General features: G+C 44.8%; 12 protein-coding genes. 11 read left to right on the forward strand and 1 reads right to left on the reverse strand.

The features are described from left to right. The 7 genes from ELS82_RS15970 to ELS82_RS16000 all read left to right on the forward strand — a co-directional run bounded on the left by ELS82_RS15970 (nt 1) and on the right by ELS82_RS16000 (nt 10131). Nucleotides 1-939: an FHA domain-containing protein gene (locus ELS82_RS15970; RefSeq protein WP_134836357.1), complete on the forward strand. Its 939-nt coding sequence runs from the start codon at nt 1-3 to the stop codon at nt 937-939. Continuing rightward, nucleotides 939-1424: a type VI secretion system lipoprotein TssJ gene (tssJ, locus tag ELS82_RS15975; RefSeq protein ID WP_134836358.1), complete on the forward strand. Its 486-nt coding sequence runs from the start codon at nt 939-941 to the stop codon at nt 1422-1424. Before ELS82_RS15970 ends, tssJ begins: the two co-directional genes overlap by 1 nt. Nucleotides 1425-1444: 20 nt before the next feature. Beyond that, nucleotides 1445-2776 carry a type VI secretion system baseplate subunit TssK gene (gene tssK / locus ELS82_RS15980; protein WP_134836359.1) on the forward strand — a complete coding sequence of 444 codons (1332 nt, stop codon included), beginning with the start codon at nt 1445-1447 and terminating at the stop codon, nt 2774-2776. Nucleotides 2777-2780: 4 nt separating this feature from the next. Further along, on the forward strand, nt 2781-3980 hold the full coding sequence (gene icmH, locus ELS82_RS15985; protein WP_134836360.1) for a type IVB secretion system protein IcmH/DotU: 1200 nt from the start codon (nt 2781-2783) through the stop codon (nt 3978-3980). 2 nt (nt 3981-3982) lie between these two features. Beyond that, nucleotides 3983-7363: a type VI secretion system membrane subunit TssM gene (gene tssM, locus ELS82_RS15990; protein ID WP_134836361.1), complete on the forward strand. Its 3381-nt coding sequence runs from the start codon at nt 3983-3985 to the stop codon at nt 7361-7363. Between the two features lie 3 nt (nt 7364-7366). After that, a complete protein-coding gene (locus ELS82_RS15995) occupies nt 7367-8122 on the forward strand; it encodes a protein kinase domain-containing protein (RefSeq protein ID WP_134836362.1) in 756 nt (251 codons plus the stop codon). A gap of 221 nt (nt 8123-8343) precedes the next feature. Beyond that, entirely contained in the window at nt 8344-10131 is a 1788-nt protein-coding gene (locus ELS82_RS16000; RefSeq protein ID WP_134836363.1) for a M28 family metallopeptidase, read from the forward strand. 75 nt (nt 10132-10206) lie between these two features. On the opposite strand, the gene ELS82_RS16005 is transcribed toward ELS82_RS16000, so the two are convergent. Continuing rightward, nucleotides 10207-13353, reverse strand: coding sequence for an HD domain-containing phosphohydrolase (locus ELS82_RS16005; protein WP_134836364.1), 3147 nt, complete (start codon nt 13351-13353; stop codon nt 10207-10209). Nucleotides 13354-13738: 385 nt separating this feature from the next. Here ELS82_RS16005 and ELS82_RS16010 point away from each other — a divergent pair, with 385 nt between their 5' ends. The 4 genes from ELS82_RS16010 to ELS82_RS16025 all read left to right on the forward strand — a co-directional run bounded on the left by ELS82_RS16010 (nt 13739) and on the right by ELS82_RS16025 (nt 18502). Continuing rightward, the gene (locus ELS82_RS16010) at nt 13739-14710 is read left to right on the forward strand and encodes a tripartite tricarboxylate transporter substrate binding protein (protein ID WP_134836365.1); all 972 of its coding nucleotides are present in this window, start codon (nt 13739-13741) and stop codon (nt 14708-14710) included. A gap of 203 nt (nt 14711-14913) precedes the next feature. Continuing rightward, nucleotides 14914-15432: a tripartite tricarboxylate transporter TctB family protein gene (locus ELS82_RS16015; RefSeq protein WP_134836366.1), complete on the forward strand. Its 519-nt coding sequence runs from the start codon at nt 14914-14916 to the stop codon at nt 15430-15432. Between the two features lie 18 nt (nt 15433-15450). After that, the gene (locus ELS82_RS16020; RefSeq protein WP_134836367.1) at nt 15451-16977 is read left to right on the forward strand and encodes a tripartite tricarboxylate transporter permease; all 1527 of its coding nucleotides are present in this window, start codon (nt 15451-15453) and stop codon (nt 16975-16977) included. 124 nt (nt 16978-17101) lie between these two features. After that, nucleotides 17102-18502 carry a TolC family protein gene (locus ELS82_RS16025; protein WP_134836368.1) on the forward strand — a complete coding sequence of 467 codons (1401 nt, stop codon included), beginning with the start codon at nt 17102-17104 and terminating at the stop codon, nt 18500-18502. The last annotated feature ends 1 nt before the right edge of the window (nt 18503 follow it).

Consider the following 18503-nt stretch of genomic DNA (forward strand, 5'->3'; position numbering starts at 1 on the left):
GTGGCTATCAGCATTCACTTGATTTCTGTACCCACTGAAGAGGTTGTCACCTCTAGAGTTGTGTATTTTCCTGAATCAGGAGGCACTATTGGTCGTGCTCCTGATTGTGATATTTCTTTATCCGACCAAACGAAACGCATTTCGCGATTACATGGTGAAGTGCGCCTCACTGAGCGTGGCTACGTCTACATCAGCCGTGGTCAAAATAGCGCTGCGCTAAACGATAAACCACTTAGCCAAGACAAAGAGTACCCGCTCAGCGATGGGGATATTCTTAAGATTGAAAATTATACGATGCTGGTCTCTACGCTCGTTTCATCAACCAATGCGGCTCCAGAAGCTAAGATGGATGACCCATTGCTAAAGCCATTCGAGTTAGATCTTAATGACGATACCGACTTTCTTGAACAAGAAAGCGGGCCTGAGCCTTCGAAACAAGCGAGCAGCTTTTCTCATAAAAATGTCTTAAGTGATGACCCATTTGCCGCCGACCCTTTTGAGGATATTGATAACGAGGAAATCGCCCAGCACGTCGAAGTCGATGAAATCGCGCATAACGAGGCATACAAGCAAAGCTCTGACCTAGAGTTTTTGCCATTGGATACACCCAATAACTCTCACCTCGAAGCTTCGATTGAGAAACTACTGATCCAATCAGAAAAGAATCAGCAATATTTGCAAAACCCGATGCTTCATCATGACGCCCTGTTTGATGCTCTTGAAAAGACTGTCGATCAGTTTTTGAATGAGTTTGCTCCTCAGGAGCTTGAGTCTCAATTTAGTGAGTACATTTCAGGTGGTTTGTTTAGTAATAAAGACAAACGCTACTGGAAGATTTATCGCAAACACTTCCAGCACCGTCAGCAAAATGGAGACTTCCGTCGCCAGTTTAAAGCACTGTTTATGGAAAACATGCAAAAACAGCGAGAGGAAAGCTAATGGTAAAGTGGTTTTGGGTACTGGCAGTATCACTCTTGGTTGGGTGCTCGTCTGATCCAGTGCCTGTAGTATCGCAATATACGTTGGCGATCTCTTCTGACGATACCATGAATCCGTCTGAATCAAATCAGGCAAATCCAGCGGTCGTGCGTCTGTATCAACTTACAGATGCGCAAATGTTCAAGCAGTTGCCATTTATCGATTTGTACAATGACGACGTCACTTTGCTAAGCGCCAACTTGGTCTCAAAGCAGATTCTGCCGGTCGTATTACCGAACAGTAACTTAACACAAACTTTGGACATTAATTCCACGACCCAATATGTCGCAGTCTTGGTCGAGTTTGTTGATTACCAAAATAGTGAGGCAAAGGCATTTTCCACTTTGCCTCTTGAAGATGAGCAATTCCTACAGCTCACAATCGAAGGGGCTAAAGCCTCATTAAACATTGTCACACCAGATTCGAGCTGGTGGCAGATATTTTAGTCAGTAGATAGGGAAATTACGTGGACGCGTTTAAAAAAGTAGTATGGCAAGAAGGCATGTTCATTGCCCCACAACATTTTCAGCAGCAAGATCGTTACGTACAAAATTACGTTAGACAAAACGTCGAGACGCTTGCTGGCTTTGCTCCCTTTTATGGTGTAACTGAACTTACAATTAATCATGAGTTGCTTAAGATTGGCAAACTCTCAATAACCACCAGTGCGGGCGTATTTCCAGATGGGACCCACTTTGAAGTCAATCATGAAGTTGCTCGCGATGTACCGGAAAACAGTATTGAAACTGTTGTTTACCTTGCTCTGCCTATCTCCCTTCAAGGCAACAACGACTACGGGCAAGAGCAGTCAGATCAGGGCCGATACCTAACTCGCACTGTAAACGTATTCGATACATCAACATCAGAAAATGCCAGTGTAGAGATAGACATTGCACACCTTAATATCTCTTTAAAACTACAAGGTGAAGACACGTCAGGCTTTACCTTAATTCCTGTAGCTAAGATTTTGGAATGCACCGAATCGGGCGAGATTATTCTTGATCGCGCTTTTATTCCTGCATGTTTACACTTTGGCGCATCGCAACTGTTGATTGAGCGAATTAAAGAAATCCACGCGCTCACCTCGAATCGCGCTACGACCCTGCTACAACGAATTCAAGCAGGCGAAGGGCAAAAAAGTCCTCAGTCAATGATGCACGATTACTTGTGGCTGCAAACGCTCAATACATGGCTACCGTGGTTCGATCTCACTATTGCCAATTCAAAACTTCAGACTCATGAAGTTTATGGTGAGTTACGCAAATTTGAAGCGCAAATCATGGCGTTGACCCCTGCTATCCCAGAGCCGTGTCGTCCACTCCAGTGCCATAAGATGTATGAAAGCTTTAACCCGCTATTCTCGTCACTACGTAATATGCTCACTCTCGTCCAGCAAGATTCTGTACTCGAGTTTCCTTGGGACACGACATTATTTGAAAAACGTCGCTTACTGCGCAGCCTAATCAAAGATACAGCAAGCATTGCTAATCGCAGGTTTGTCCTCTCGGTCAAATCAACCATTAGCAGCGCTGAGCTTAATGAACTGTTCCCTATCGCAGCGAAGCTAAGTAACAATTCACGTATTGTAGAAATTGTTCGTAACGGACTATCGGGGATTTCCTTAACTCCACTACCGGTTACCCCGAGTGAGTTAAAACCTACACAAGGTACGGCTTACTTCGAAATCGATACCTCTGACCGAATGTGGTTAGAGATGTTGGAAAATCGAGATGCTATCGCCCTTCATGTAGACACACGAATAGCGGATCTTGACGTGATGCTCTATGCATTGAGATAACGCCATGGATTACTTGGATGAAGAAACGCTCGTATGGGATGCTAAACAAGCAGACTTTGTGAGCAAAAATGATGAAGCCTCAGGTGACTCTTGGTCTCCTGTCGATGCGAGCCGTGGGCGCGGCGAATTCTTGCATTACTTCGATAAAGCAGAGAATCAACTGTTTAATATCAGTAGTGAGCTTCTGGCCATCACCCTGAAAATCTCGACACTACCGGAACCAGAAGATGTCGCTAACCTGCGCCAACAACTGGTCGAAAGTATCAATGATATTAAGATCAAAGGCGCAGAGCTCACCTACCCTGTAGCCGTTATTGATAAACTGTGCTTTCTATACGCAGTCGTGCTAGATGAGTTGATTATCTACAGTGAATGGGGCGAGTCTCGCGGGTGGGAGAATAAAACCTTACTCAGTGAACTGTTTGGTATGCGTAATGGCGGTGAGCTGTTTTTCACCGTTGCAGAGAAAGCGCTTCGCCAACCCCATAAAATGGTCGACCTTCTAGAGATCATTCATATATTCCTTAATATCGGCTTTAAAGGTCAATATCGAGAATCAGGCAGCGAACAGTTAAAAGCGTTTATCCACCAGCTTGAACAAGTACTCAGTCGTTATCGACAGCCCGGTAACATTCATTGTCATAGCCGCACTAAGCTACCAAAGGCACGTAAACCTACCAGAAGAAAACGCTATTTCGTCACAACCGTGTTCTTTGCATGTCTGATCGCGACAATCGTGACACTCACTTACTTTTGGTACGACAAGACTCACTCCCAACGAGCTCGAGACTTCTATAACCTACCTGACTTTAGCGCTCGTTACGTATTGTCTGGTGAAGTGAACGACATCATTTTTATCAGTGACGATTCTGATCTCGACGCTGCGCCGAAAAAAGCCAGTAAAGTTGAAATGGTCGAAGCGACACCGCCAAGTAATCTTGCAACCAGTTATTCATCGTGGTTGGTTCAGTTAGCAACCTTTAAGCAAGGTAATAACGCAACCAAGTTTGTGGCCAATCTATCCCCTTCGAAATACGAACCTGTGATTGACGAATTTGATTCTTATTACCGCGTGATCGTGCGCAGTGATTCGTCGTCTCAAGCTATCGAAATTAAAAAATGGTACACAGAGCACGACAAACTTACTCCGATCATCGTCAGAAACACCCATTCTGATAACAAAAATAATAAAGAGGCAGAATAACGATGAGCGAAAAAACACCCACTCAGAATAAGAGTAGTAAGCGAAGCATTGTTTGGTCATTGATCATCGCCCTACTGACTCTAATGATTGGCGGCGGACTAACTTGGTGGTTTGGCTACCCAGAGCACCTTATTAGCGGCATCGTTATTACACTGCTAAGCGGCATTATACTTGCGCTGCTTTGCTATTGGCTGATGCAACGTAAAGGTAAACAGAAAGCGAAATCTAGCCAAGAAACCTTATTGATTCAAAAACGCAGCAAACTGTTAGCCCAACACTTTAAGCGTATGCTTAACGTACAAAAACGTAAGAAGCGTTTAAACAGTCGATATGATCAGCCGATTTATCTATTGCTGAGCGACGAACCAAGTAAAGATAAAAGCATCATCACTCAGATGGGTTATGAGGCGTATAAACTCGACGATTTTGGTAATGATATCGAGTTCCCAATTCTATTTTGGTTAAGCGAACACTCAATTTTAATCTCATTGAGTATGGGTGAAGACCAACAACCTGAGTATCTCAAAACTCTATGTCGTTGTTTGAACAAATGGCGACCACGTCAAGCGGCGAACGGTATTTTGCTGACAACTGAAGTGTCAATGTTGCTTGAAAATAGAGAGCTGCTTACCCAAAAAGCGGACGAAGTGAAGTCAACCATTAAGACATTCAATGACGCCTTAGGTCTCAACTTACCTATCTACAACTTAATCACCAACATGGGGCAAATTAACGATTTCTGTCAGTTTTTCTCAGCCTTTGACGAATCAAAACGCAACGAAGTGTTCGGTGCAACTTCCCCGGTACTTAAAAACGGTGGTGTCGATGCCGATTGGTTTAACGAGGAGTACGATCATTTAATTGGCCAACTTATCGCAAGTACCAGCACTGCTCTCGCTTCACAATTGAATCAGGAGTTTCGCAATTCTATCTGTGCGGCGCCCTACCAATTTGGACTCCTGAAGCAGACTCTGTGGCACTTCTTACAACGCCTCTACCGTGGCGATCAACTCAATAACGGCCTTAACTTTAGAGGCTTCTACTTCACTCATAGTGGCTCAAGTGAAAAGCAATATGACCTCCTAGCAAACGTCGTCAATGATTCTCTTGGTAATGAGAAGTTCCAGCAACAGCAACAAACGCCAGTGAACCAATCGTTATTTGCGCAGCACATCATGAGTCATGTGATATTAAATGAACATGAACTGGTGGGAGTAAACCGCAAAAAAGAAAACCTATTGCTGATTTGGCAAGGTGCCTACACGATCTTTTGTGCTCTTACTTTGGTCGCCATTCTCGCTATTCTTAAGTTTGACTTTGACTACCAGAATGCTCGCGAAACCCGCGCTGACAATATGCTTGAGCATTACAAAGAAGCGATAGCTGCATCACCCTACGATATTGAGAATATGGCGGATAACATTCCGAACTTGTATTCGCTTAATCGAATTTACGCACTCTACTTACGCCCAGACCCGTGGTATACCTTGCCGTTTATGCCAAGCTCGACGATTAAACAAGAGGTAGAAAATGCCTACTTTACTGAGCTTGCTAAAGTGCTTATTCCTTCAATGGAAAATACGTTAGAAAAAGACTTGTTCGTCTACGTAAATCTTGAAGACCAAGCTAAGACACTGTCGCTGCTAAATAACTATCGACTACTGTTTGATCCAAACAGAACCAATATCGAAGAGCTTAAGCTGTACTTTATGTCTTCTCTGCGTGATCAAGGGGCAGCTGACAGTGTTAACCTAGCTCAGCTCAAAGTGCTGCTTGATGACGTTTTTGCTCAAGATCTCGTGCCAGTTAAGCCTAATTTTGATTTAGAGAGTCTAGCGAAAAAAGTCATCAATCAAACCGGGATTGAGACGCTTCTCTATGAGCATATTCTCAATTCATCAACCTACTCTAAACGTGTTGATGTCAGACAAGAGCTTGGCGAGAACTTCTCTCAGTTGTTAAGCTTCTCTCCGAACTACGTCGGTTACTTGGTCCCGTACCTGTTTACTCCGTCAGGATTTAACGAGCTCGATCTTTCTGTCGACTCAGCAATCCTGCGCGAAGCATTGCAAGCCTACGAAGGTGTAGCAGGAAGCTCTCCAAGTGCATTAGAGATGTACCGCGTGAGTCGTGACTTAAAGCAGATGTATCAAACCGATTACATCAACTACTGGCGTGATTTCGTCAACAATGTTCAGGTAAACGAAATCAATAGCCCTGATACATTAAAGTCGACTTTGTCGGTACTGACTACCGCATCTAACAACCCTCTCGCGCAGCTGTACAACACTGTTAGTAAATACACGTCGGTAGAAATCGAAGTGCCGAAAGAAACAGAGGAAGGTGCACAGCCTCCGCAGCAAGATGTTGAAAAGAAAGAGACGGCTCGTCAGATATACATCGCGTTTACGCCATATCACAAGCAAGTTACCGCCTCAAACCAAGATATAAAGCCGATTGACCAATTGTTGAGTCAGTTTACTGCGCTGGAAACTTGGTTAGAGAAATTCTTTACTGCGGATAATCCTCAGCAAGTTGCCTTCAATACCCTAACGGCAGAACTCAAAGTCAGTAACCCAGTGTCTGCTGTTGCGGGTATGGAATCGAGTCAACCGGCAATATCCACGGCGATCATCAAAGGTGTGGCTAACCAAACTAACGAAATGGTCATGCTGCTTGCCCACGGCTACTTAAACAACGCTTGGCAATCAGAGGTTTTCCAAACCTATCAAAACACGATTGCCGCCTATTATCCGTTTAACCGAGCTTCTTCTGTCGACGCTTCTACGAGCGACGTAAAGACATTCTTCCAAAATAACGGCGTTTTGGATGCCTTTTATCAGACTAAACTAAAAGGCTTCATTACTGATGAGCGTTCACCATTCTTACCAGGTCTGCTGCCAAATAGTGGCCTAGCGTTAGACCCGAATGTTTGGCAAATGATCAATAAAGCGGAAGATATTCGTAACGCGTTGTTCTTAAGCGATCCACAGAACCTGTCACTGCAGTTTCAGCTTAAAGCGCAAGAGATGAGTGCTAACCTGACTCAGTTCTCCATCAATGCAGAGAAGTCACTGTTTACCTACCGCCACGGGCCTCGCCTTTGGAGTAAACAATCGTGGTCAGCGAGTGACTTAGATAAGGACACCATTAGCTTCAGGTTACTCTCTCAAGGTAATCAAATCGCGAACGAAACCTTCAATGGAAGCTGGGCTTGGTTCAGATTGATTACACCAAGAGTCGTATCAACGACATCACAAACGACTCAAGTTAAGTTCTCGCATGGTGGTAGCGAAGTCGAGTTGAACATTAAGACACAAGGACAAAACAATCCATTTGTGCCTAATTTCTTCTCTGCATTTTCACTTCCATCGAGTATTTAATGCATGGCGCGTATCGCTAAAGAAATAGACTCTGCAGACAGGTACGCACCTCTGTTTAGAGCATTGGGGTTGTCTCAATGCTCTAATCTCAGTCACTGCGTGTATAAAGGCTATAGCCAAAGCTACGGTTGGGTAAGCCTTAAGGTCGCAGAAACACCACTGGCGAGAGCGCAACTGGCAAATGAAGTTAGGTTCCTCAGTGAGCATCAAAGCCCCTATTGGCCGACATATCTAGCTTCTGGAAACGACGCCTCTTATGATTGGTTATTGCTGTCATTTGAAGAAGGTGCGGTACTAAGTACATCTGGTCTTGAGTTACCTGAGATAAACTCACTACTCGAATCGCTGCAAAATGCGCTTAACCATTTACACTCATTCGGTTACATCCATGGTGATATCAAACCGGCCAATATTCTTATCACTCAAGATAGAAGCATCAGACTTGTCGATTTCGGCAGCGTCTTACCGATTGGCGTAAATTACGCATCTTTCCCACACAGCTCTATATCACCAAGGTTTAGCGCACCCAATCCACACTTACGCCAAGGGCGCACGCATGCGAAGGATGACTTTTTCTCGATAGCCGTGTCCGTCCAAAGCTTGTATCAATGCCACCCATTTCAAATGCAAAGCATCATCTTTTTTTGCCAACAAACCAGCGAACCTGATACTAGCGCCCTTCCAGCTCGTTATCAGATGCTAATTTTACAATCCATTACCCGTGCGCAACGACTTCTCGCTAAGCCGCCCATTCGATAAATAATCTGGTAGGTAGCTCGGCATAATTCCCCTATTTATTAGAGTGTTACTAGAATCGTTGAATCTGTGATTACCTGCCGAACCAAGATGTAATTCATAAAATTAATAGGTAAAAGTTAATTGATATGGATTCCGAATTTAGGAACTTTACTCTAATTAACATTTTCTTAACCTTGTATTTCAGCAACCATGGGGGGCTTATTTAATACAAGGAGTCACACATGCAAGTAAGCATTACAACAACAAAAACAATTCTCGCCAGCGTTATCAGTGCTACCCTGCTATCTGGATGTTATTGGGATGATCCTGAAAAAGCGGCGAAACACGTCAGTAATAAAATCGACCGAAAAGCAGTAGTAGAACACCTTTCCGAGCTAGAGGGACGAGCATCAGTTACTACCGATGGCAACTCTACAACTCGTGCAGCAGGAACCGATGGCTACAAATACTCAGTTGAATACATCATCGAAACCATGCAAGACCACGACTACAACGTCAGTGTTCAAGAGTTCGATTTCCGAGCGTGGGAAGAACTGGCTGGAACGTCACTTAATGTCGCGGGTTCAGAACTCGTTGGCGTTAGAACTGCCGCTGAAGGCCAAGAAGCAGATTTTGCTGCTATGTCATACTCTGGTAACTCAAACGGTACGATTAGCGCGACTGCGGCCTTTATCACGCCGGATTTCCGCTTTGATGCCACTGACTACGACAGCACCGATGGCTGTGAAGCATCAGATTTCAATGGTATAGACGTTCAGGGCAAAGTTGCTGTTATTCAGCGCGGTGGCTGTAGCTTTGACGCAAAAGTCATCAACGCTCAGAACGCTGGTGCAAAAGGCGTCATCGTATTCAACCAAGGTAATAGCGAAGGCCGCACCAGTGTCGTAAATGGCACATTGGGAAGTGATAGCGCGGCGACAATTCCCGCTTTCGGCGCACGCTTCGATCTTGGTAAGCAGTGGTATGACGCAAGCCAAACTGGCGACGTTAATGTCGTTTTGAATATCAACGTTCAAGATGAAATGGTAGTAACACAAAACATCATCGCCGAAACCAAAGGGGGCGATGACAGTCAGATCATCATGCTGGGTGCTCACCTAGATTCCGTTCCTGAAGGTCCAGGAATCAACGACAACGGCTCTGGCACCGCTGGCCTATTAGAATATGCAGTTACACTTGCTGAACTTAAAGCACCCGTAAAAAACAAAGTACGTTTCGCATGGTGGGCAGCTGAAGAAGCTGGGTTAGTCGGATCTGAGTACTATACCAACGAGCTCTTTGGTCCGCTGTACAATCAAGCACAGCAAGAAATTTTGGCTCAGTTTGAGCTTGAAGATCCAAGTCAGTTCACCCCAGAACAAATTGAAATGGTTGAAGCGCGTTACAATGATCTCAACAAAATTAAGCTTTATCTAAACTTCGATATGATCGGGTCACCAAACTACGTCTTCGGCGTAATGGATGGTGACTTATCTGATACGAAAGACAGTCCTGATAACGCTTATACGGGTGACTTCACTCCTCCATACGGCACTTCTCACATTGAATCTAAGTTCAATGACTTCTTTGATAACAAGAAAGAAGGCACTGTACCTCAAGCACTTTCAAAACGTTCAGACTATGCGGGCTTCGCCGATTGGGGCGTGGCGTTTGGTGGTTTGTTTACCGGTGCTGAAAAAGTTAAATCAGCACAAGAAGCCGAGCTATTTGGTGGAGAGATCGATGTTGCGTACGATGTGTGTTACCACAAAGCATGTGATGACCTAAATAACATCAGCCAAAAAGCGCTGTATGTTAACACCCAGTCACTTGCTTACGTAACAACCTTCTATGCATTTAGTCAGCCAATCTTCCCTGAGCAACAGGCAGATCCTGCGCCACAAGTACGCGCGTTTAGTGCTGATGTCGAACCTGTCGATAAACTGCGTATTGGTGAGAAGCTAAAAGCGGCAGACAGCGTCTCTGACCATGATCACTTCCACGGTGATTTTGACCAAGACCGCGACTAATTTCCCTATCCTTTCTATAGCAAGCCGCACTATACAAGTGCGGCTTTTTTCATTTCCTTTCCACATTTTTCCGCACTAGGCGACGGCAGTCTGAGACAAGTACTTGTTAATATCAACGGGGTCAATTTGTTCTTGAGGAAGAAATCTCTGCGCATACTCTAAGTAAGCACCACTTTCTAAGAATAAGATAAACAGTTCCATATCAATGTGCTCATCCATTGCCATTTTATGCATGATGTCGATAGCGACACTAATCGGTTTTGCTTTGCGATAAGGTCTATCAGCAGCGGTCAGCGCTTCAAAAATATCCGCGACAACCAGCACACGCTCTGGGACTGAAATATCTTTATCCGTTAGTTTGCGTGGATAACCTGTCCCTTTTAACGTTTCGTGATGAGTTGAGGCATAACGAGGGACACGACTGAGCTCTGGAGGAAACGGTAACGCTTCTAACATCTTGATACCACTAATCATATGCTCATTGATCTTAAAACGGTCTTCTGCCGTCAACGTACCTCTAGAAATAGATAAATTGTACACTTCGCCAAGGTTGTAGAGATGCTCAGGGACTTCAACCTTAATACCAAATTTTTCATCGAAGACCAGCGGACGTATCCGTTTTATGATGTGCTCTGGTTTATCAGCTAATAGTGGCTCTAATACAGGTAAGGTTGACTCAACATGTTGCTTGTTTAGCTCTTCAAAGGGAGACAAACCAAGCCTATCATCAAAGTTCCTTTGCCATGTTTTTGAAGCAATGGACCTTACTCGGGCAATCGACTCCTCTCCCATAAATTCCCCTCCTACATTTGAACGAGCAATAAATGCAAATTCTTCTTTAAGAGCATCTTTTTCTTGTTTAAGGTCCGCCAACGCCTGTTCTTTATTAGTGGTCTCAGCTAACTGACCAGTGAGGTACTTAATCTCAGCATCACGCCACAGTACTTCGAAGCGCATACGGATCTCATGGATCCGGTTGTAGTTTGCTTCGAGCTTCGTTCCCTTATCTACAATATGCTCTGGCGTGGTGATTTTTCCGCAGTCATGTAGCCAAGCTGCTATCCTAAACTCCCTACGCTCATCATCATTGGCAAATTGGAAATCTTTAAATTTGCCCGTGTTACACTCTTCAGCAGCTTTCGCCAAAATCAGTCCTAGTTCTGGAACACGGTTACAGTGTCCTGCGGTATAAGGTGATTTGTCGTCGATCGCTTGCGCAATCAGCTTAATGAAGGCTTCAACAAACTCTTCTTGTTGTTTTTCATGCCTATCAAGTTCTGCCCCCATGTTCGCTATTGATTGCGATAACTCGTGCACCTCTTTTATCCGTGTTTCGACTCCGTTCAGTTGATCATACTGGCGCGCTTTAATTTTCTGAGTTTCCACACGAAGCGCACGAATTGGTTTAACGATCGGCGCACTGAATCTCCATGCTAAAGGCATAAGGCAAAGCATCACTGCAGTGGTCACGGCAATAGACGTGACCAATTCAGGAATGATTTTAGCCATGATCACCGAGTTGGGTACCAACACCGCAAAATATTCTTTGTCATGATTGCCTGAGCTCATTTCCGTAATAAATACGTACTTTTCCTCACCACCCAGCGCGATTTTTCTGATTTGGTTTAGGCTTTCCACACTTCGGGACAGTTGATAAAGCTCGGGATATGGAACGAACGTGCCTCGCCACTGGTTTGTGTCTAACCATTTCTTTCTCAGTGCACTTCGCTGCTCAGGGGAAATTGCTTCTATCGCTAGATTGATAAGATTAACCAGTGCGCTGTTTTCTTCCTTCATATAGAGATGGAACGATATAGGGTCCACATTCTGGAGTTTGGTTACAGCGACGGTCTGCTCAATAACCAATTCATTAAGCTCGCCAAGAGTGTGGTAAGTATCGACAAGATAATTTAGTTCCCCTTTCATGAGCGCTTCTTTAGCGTCATCAAGGCTCTCAAGTTCAACAATGTTCAGGTGTGGATACCTTTTCGAGAGCCAAGATTTCATCTCAAAACCACCAACAACACCTACTGGTTGTGACAATAAGTTGTTCAAGTCTTTAGGTACGCTCTGCGTCACTTTAGCAGCCAATGCCAGCTCCCCTTCAAACATAGTGCCGCTTCGTACGCCTATTGTGTCGATGTTGCTTGGTACAGAATGAAGAATATCCAAATCTCCCACTCTATATTTCTCTGCGAGTTCAACCGTGCTAAAGCCATTGATAAACTCAAATTTCAAACCTGTTTTGTCTGAGATCAAGTTCAATACATCAATGGCGTAACCTTTCGGTAGACCTGACTGAGCATAATCATAAGGCCCCCAATCATTTTGATTAGAGACCATTAGAGACTCGGTCGAATCAATTAACGCCTGATTCTGAGCAGATAACCCCAGTGGAGCAGAGTCAGGAATATTGACTTCTTGGTATAAGGCAATATTCGACGCAATCACTTCCCCTTTGTCATTGAAGATAAAAGACTCGGCGCCGCTTCCTTCACTTAGACCTAATTCTGTTGCGGTGATTTTCTCATTAACCGCAGAGAGCACCACATCAATACCAATCGCACCTTTTTTGCTTTCGATTGAGTAAGTTTGACCAGTAATTTTTAAGTGCTGAAAAAGGTAAGGATCGGTTTTGAATACATTATTTCCCTTAGCACCTACGTACCACGGTCTTTGAGTCGGGAAATAATTGCTTTCTTCTTTAATGCTCTTGGTAAGCGTAAAGTCTGACGTGTAGTAGTCCGTTGTGCGTATACGATGTGCTTCGGGCCCAGTAATCTTAATAATAACCCAGCGATCATCTGGGGACGCTTCAATTCGGTCTCTAACAACTGGGGATGACTCTAGGTTGATGACTTGGAAAAAATTGTCATTATTTAGGCCGAAATAAAGACTATAAAACAAAGGGTTGTCATCAAGGATTTGGGTAAAAATGTCACGTATTTCGTGGTCAGAAAACTTGTGGTCAATCGTTGTAGATACACCACGCAATATACGAACGCTGCTCGTCGCGTTCATTTCTACCTGCTGAAGATATTCACTGACATCAGATGACGCTATTTTCAGCTTGGCCAATACTGCTTCTTGCGACATCTGTTTTCCAAAGTGGTACTGCAGACTTATCGCGACACAAGCAGTAATCGCGGTGGCAAATAGAAACATGCTGCCGACTGTAAACTTTATTGAGTATTTTCGGCTTTCCCTAGACGTTTTACTCATTTTCGTGCCTCCATGGCGCTAATTTTATTGTGCAATTGATTTCTTAATTTCAATTGGCTTGGTCAATTATCAAATGAAACCAAACGCACTTCAATACACTATTCGATAAAACCAGGGAGATCTCATTCACAGTTCGGCCTACAAATGGGATGAAAGTCACTCACTTTGATGTGCATCCGGTTCGATAGTCGATCTCGTGAACTTTATGAACAAAACCCCCAAAATGCTCAATATTGTTTTTATCAACGCATTAGAGACAGGAATGTAACAAGCTCTTAACCTTAATCACATCTATCAACAAGCTTCCCTCCCTTGCTGATAGTAAATTCATAATGATAAGTACATTTTCAATGAAGAATGTACACATACATAAGGAACGTGAATCATGTTTAAGGTACTAAAACCAACACTGGCGGCTTCGATCATCGCAGCTTCATTTTCGTTTAGCGCAATGGCCGCTGATGTTGAGAAAATCCACTTTCTAATCCCTGGTGGCGCTGGCGGTGGCTGGGACATGACAGCTCGTGGTACTGGTGACGTATTAGTTAAATCTGATATCGTTGAAAATGTCTCTTTCCAAAACCTATCTGGTGGCGGCGGCGGTAAAGCAATCGCGCACCTAATCGAAACAGCAGAACGCCAAGAAGATACGCTAATGGTGAACTCAACGCCTATCGTTGTTCGCTCACTAACGGGTATTTTCCCTCAATCATTCCGCGATTTAACTCCAGTAGCGGCGACCATTGCTGACTACGGCGCAATTGTTACTTCTGTTGACTCTAAGTACGACACTTGGGAAGACGTAGTAAAAGAGTTCGAATCGAACCCACGTAAAGTGAAAATCGCTGGCGGCTCAGCACGCGGCAGCATGGACCACCTAGTAGTTGCAGCAGCATTTAAAGGCGAAGGCTTCGACGCTAAGAAAGTACGTTACATCGCATATGATGCGGGCGGCAAAGCAATGGCTGCACTACTTTCAGGTGAAACTCAGCTACTTTCAACAGGTCTAGGTGAAGTTCTAGAAATGTCGAAGTCTGGCCAAGTTAAGATCCTTGCAGTTACAGCGCCTAAACGTCTAGATGCAGCTCCAGAGATCCCAACTCTAACTGAATACGGTAACGAAACAGTCTTTGCTAACTGGCGCGGTTTCTTCGCAGCTCCTGGCGCTAGCCAAGAGAAGATCGACGAGTGGAACGCTGCTTTGACTAAGATGTACAACACAGACGAGTGGCAAGTGGTTCGTGACCGCAACGGTTGGATCGACAACTACAAAGCGGACAAAGACTTCTACGCTTTCTTAGAAGACCAGGAGCAGCAAATGGGCGACCTAATGCGTGAGCTTGGTTTCCTGAAGTAATTTCCTGCAAAGAAGTTTAAGGGCGACTTGCACCGCCCTTATACCCCTTTCGCCGTACATGAGCTAACTACACAATCTCCTCTGTTTATTTATAGACAGTTAAGCCTTTGACTAGCAGCAAGCGGCTTATTTGTTAGTGAAACATGCTCATTAACCCTCATGTACGGCTTTTTTCTTTCTATACCTGTCACATGGAGTTGGATATGTCGGATTTGCCAACGAACTCTTTCAATAACGGGAACTTTTTCTCTAAAGAAAACCTCCTCAGCCGCGATCGTGTTGGCGCGATGATTTTTCTACTTGTCTGTCTATGCTACGGCTACCAGACAACCCAGATCCCACTGTTTCCCGGAGACGAATACGAACCCTTTACAGCTAGAACGCTACCTACTTTGCTAACGTTTATCGGTATTGGACTTTCCTTACTTTTACTTGTGACTGGCCAACCTGATGTAAAAAGTGGTGCAGTTGTTGAATTTAACTGGAAACTTCTGATTGGTTTCTTAGTGCTAATGGCTCTGTATGGCGTAGGTCTTACCTATCTTGGTTTTGTCATTGCGACCAGTTTGTTCCTATTAGCTGGCTTCTACCTACTGGGTGAACGACGTAAAGCTGTGCTGCTTGGCGCCTCTTTCCCGTTTGTAATCGCTTTTTATCTTCTTCTTACCCAAGGCCTGGATATCTACCTAGAGCCTGGTGTTATTTTCACCATTTGGTCGTAATTTAAGGGAAATGACATTATGTTAGACGGAATCTTACAAGGCCTCTCTACTGCGGTAATGCCAATGAACATCATGATGGTGGTTGTTGGGTGTTTCGTAGGTACATTCATTGGTATGTTGCCGGGTCTAGGCCCTATTTCTGCCATCGCGCTCATGATCCCAATCACCTACGGCTTAGACCCTTCTTCTGGTCTGATCCTTATGGCAGGTGTTTACTATGGTGCGGTATTTGGTGGTTCAACCTCTTCAATTCTAATTAACGCGCCTGGCTGTTCTTCTACCGTTGTAACCGCGTTTGACGGCTACCCGATGGCTCAAAAAGGCCAAGCAGGTAAAGCACTGGCGTTAGCTGCCTACTCTTCATTTACTGGTGGTACATTGTCAGCAATCATGCTGTTAGTTGCAGCTCCTGCTCTGGCAAACGTATCGCTGAGTTTCCAATCATCGGACTACTTCGCTCTGATGCTTCTTGGTCTGTCAGCGGTAGCGGCATTCGCAGGACCGGGGCAAGTAATCAAAGCGTGGATGATGACCATCTTAGGTCTTATGCTATCAACCGTTGGTATCGATAAGGGTGTCGGTGTTGAACGATTCACCTTCGGCCTGACTGACCTGATGGATGGCTTTAGCTTCCTTCTTCTTGCGATGGCGACATTTGCATTGGGCGAAACCTTGATGGGAATTCTTAAGCCTGAGCAAGACACTCGTTCTGATGAACAGAATAAGATGAGCAATATTGGTAGCATGAAAGTCACCAAAGAAGAGATTAAAGAAGTTGCACCTGTTTCAATCCGTTCTTCTATTCTTGGTTTCTTCACTGGTGTTCTACCAGGCGCAGGCGCGACTATCGCGGCCTTCTTAAGCTACGGTATGGAACGTAACCTTGCTCCTAAAGAGAAAAAAGAAGAGTTTGGTAAAGGTAGTATCCGTGGTCTAGTGGCACCTGAATCAGCAAATAATGCGGCATCTAGTGGCTCTTTCGTACCGCTATTGACTCTTGGTATCCCTGGTTCTGGTACCACTGCTATCATGCTTGGTGCCCTTATCGCTTACGGTATTCAACCTGGCCCTCGCCTGTTTGTTGAGCACCCAGACGTCTTCTGGTCGGTCATTATTTCTATGTACTTTGGTAACATCGTACTGGTTATCTTGAACCTGCCGCTAATCCCGTACATCTCTAAGCTACTTGCAGTGCCGCGCACGGTGTTGCTACCAATGATTTTGTTCTTCTCTATCACTGGCGTGTACCTAGTTTCTTTCAATACCATGGATGTCTTCATCATGCTGTTGATTGCGATGGCCGCTATTGCTCTGAGATTGGCGAACTTCCCGCTCGCACCGCTGCTACTTGGATTCATTCTTGGCGGCTTGATGGAAGAAAACCTTCGTCGCGCATTGATGATCAGTGATGGTGAACTGAGCTTCCTGTGGGAACGCCCTATCACGATGACATTTACCATTTTGGCTGTTTTGGTGCTATTTAGCCCACTCTTTGTAAAGCTGTTCCAAAAGCTAAGGCCGACCCCGGCTAAGGTCGAGCAATAGTATTTACATTCCTATGTATTGGGGGCCTCGCGGCCCCTTTTTTTGATCTATACTGCTGGTGCTCTGTTGTACAAAAAACAATTAGAGTATAAACTCTAATTTTTAACAGTTCGGGAACATTAATATGTCATTGCGTCCAATTGCGCTATTGATAGGTTGTGTCAGTTTCACCTCTCCTTTCGCCTACTCCGCGCCAATTAGTTTTGACCAAGCTTGGCAGGTATTGCAGCAAGAAAACAACTCTCTCGCGGCACAACGTTCTAATGTCGAACGCTATCAGCACCTTGAAAGTGCGACCGGCAATCTTAATCTCCCTTCTGTCTCGATTGGTGCCAACTACACACGTTTGGATACCGATGTCACCGTGTCAGGCAAACAACTGTTTGAAAGTACCGGACAGCATCTCCCGAACCTTGGCCCTGTGCTCAACCCGCTTCTGGCGCAGATCGGTGGCATAACATCGACGATCAGCGAGCGAGACATTTTTACTTCGTCCATTCGCGCCATTTGGCCAATTTTCACCGGTGGGCGCATTAATGCCGCTCAATCCGCCGCAGAAGGGAAAAAAGAGCAAGCCAAGAGTGAACTTGCGATGGAAACCCAAGCGCGCTTTGAAGACTTAAGTAAATACTATTTTTCCGTTCTACTTGCTCAGGAAGTGGTTCAAACTCGCCAGTTAGTCGAACAAGGGCTGACCAAGCACCGTGACAATGCGGTTAAGTTAGAGCAGCAAGGTCAAATCGCTCGTGTTGAGCGCTTACAGGCCGAATCTGCGTTAGATAAAGCCACCATTGAACGCAAGAAAGCCGAAAAGAGTTTGGAAATCGCACAGTCAGCTCTGACCCAAATTCTCAATCAAACCAGCACGGTTGAGCCTGCCGATGGTCTTTTCATTAACCAGAATTTACCCGAGCAAAGCTTGTTCGTTGAACGCACATTGGCCACCTACCCTGGGCTAGCACTACTTGATTCGAAAGAGAAACAAGCAAATAGCCTGATTGATGCAGAGAAAGGCAAATACTACCCAGAGGTTTACCTTTACGGGGACTACAGCCTGCATGAAGATGACTCCCTTGCCAGCCAAATGAAGCCAGACTGGCTGGTTGGTGTCGGTGTGAATATTCCCCTAATTGAAAACAGCGGACGCAGCGAGCAAGTGAAAGCGGCCCATAGCGCGGTTTCTCAAGTTCGTTACTTAAAAGCTCAAGCCAAACAAGACTTATCGGTATTGGTGCAAAAAACTTATCTCGAAGCTCAACAGGCTCAAGAAGAAGTGCTTGGTCTTCAATCAAGCATCGAACTGGCACAAGAAAATCTCAAACTGAGAGAAAAAGCCTTCACTCAAGGCCTTTCGACATCAACCGATGTGGTCGACGCACAACTTTATGTAGCGAGCGTACAAACGCAAAAGGCTGCAGCAAGTTTTAATTACCTAATCTCACTTTCTAAGCTATTGGCTCTCTCTAATGAGATGAGTTCATTTAGCCAGTACCAACATAACGCAATCAACGTTTCGAGTTTATAAG

Origin of the sequence: Vibrio ouci, from assembly GCF_004551525.1 — a bacterium.
Lineage (GTDB): Bacteria > Pseudomonadota > Gammaproteobacteria > Enterobacterales > Vibrionaceae > Vibrio > Vibrio ouci.

What these genes read in the sequence shown, in the direction of transcription:
- tssJ (WP_134836358.1), top strand. Translation starts at nt 939, where the DNA reads ATGGTAAAGTGGTTTTGGGTACTGGCAGTATCACTCTTGGTTGGGTGC.
- icmH (WP_134836360.1), top strand. Translation starts at nt 2,781, where the DNA reads ATGGATTACTTGGATGAAGAAACGCTCGTATGGGATGCTAAACAAGCA.
- tssM (WP_134836361.1), top strand. Translation starts at nt 3,983, where the DNA reads ATGAGCGAAAAAACACCCACTCAGAATAAGAGTAGTAAGCGAAGCATT.
- ELS82_RS15995 (WP_134836362.1), top strand. Translation starts at nt 7,367, where the DNA reads ATGGCGCGTATCGCTAAAGAAATAGACTCTGCAGACAGGTACGCACCT.
- ELS82_RS16000 (WP_134836363.1), top strand. Translation starts at nt 8,344, where the DNA reads ATGCAAGTAAGCATTACAACAACAAAAACAATTCTCGCCAGCGTTATC.
- ELS82_RS16005 (WP_134836364.1), bottom strand. Translation starts at nt 13,353, where the DNA reads ATGAGTAAAACGTCTAGGGAAAGCCGAAAATACTCAATAAAGTTTACA.
- ELS82_RS16010 (WP_134836365.1), top strand. Translation starts at nt 13,739, where the DNA reads ATGTTTAAGGTACTAAAACCAACACTGGCGGCTTCGATCATCGCAGCT.
- ELS82_RS16015 (WP_134836366.1), top strand. Translation starts at nt 14,914, where the DNA reads ATGTCGGATTTGCCAACGAACTCTTTCAATAACGGGAACTTTTTCTCT.
- ELS82_RS16020 (WP_134836367.1), top strand. Translation starts at nt 15,451, where the DNA reads ATGTTAGACGGAATCTTACAAGGCCTCTCTACTGCGGTAATGCCAATG.
- ELS82_RS16025 (WP_134836368.1), top strand. Translation starts at nt 17,102, where the DNA reads ATGTCATTGCGTCCAATTGCGCTATTGATAGGTTGTGTCAGTTTCACC.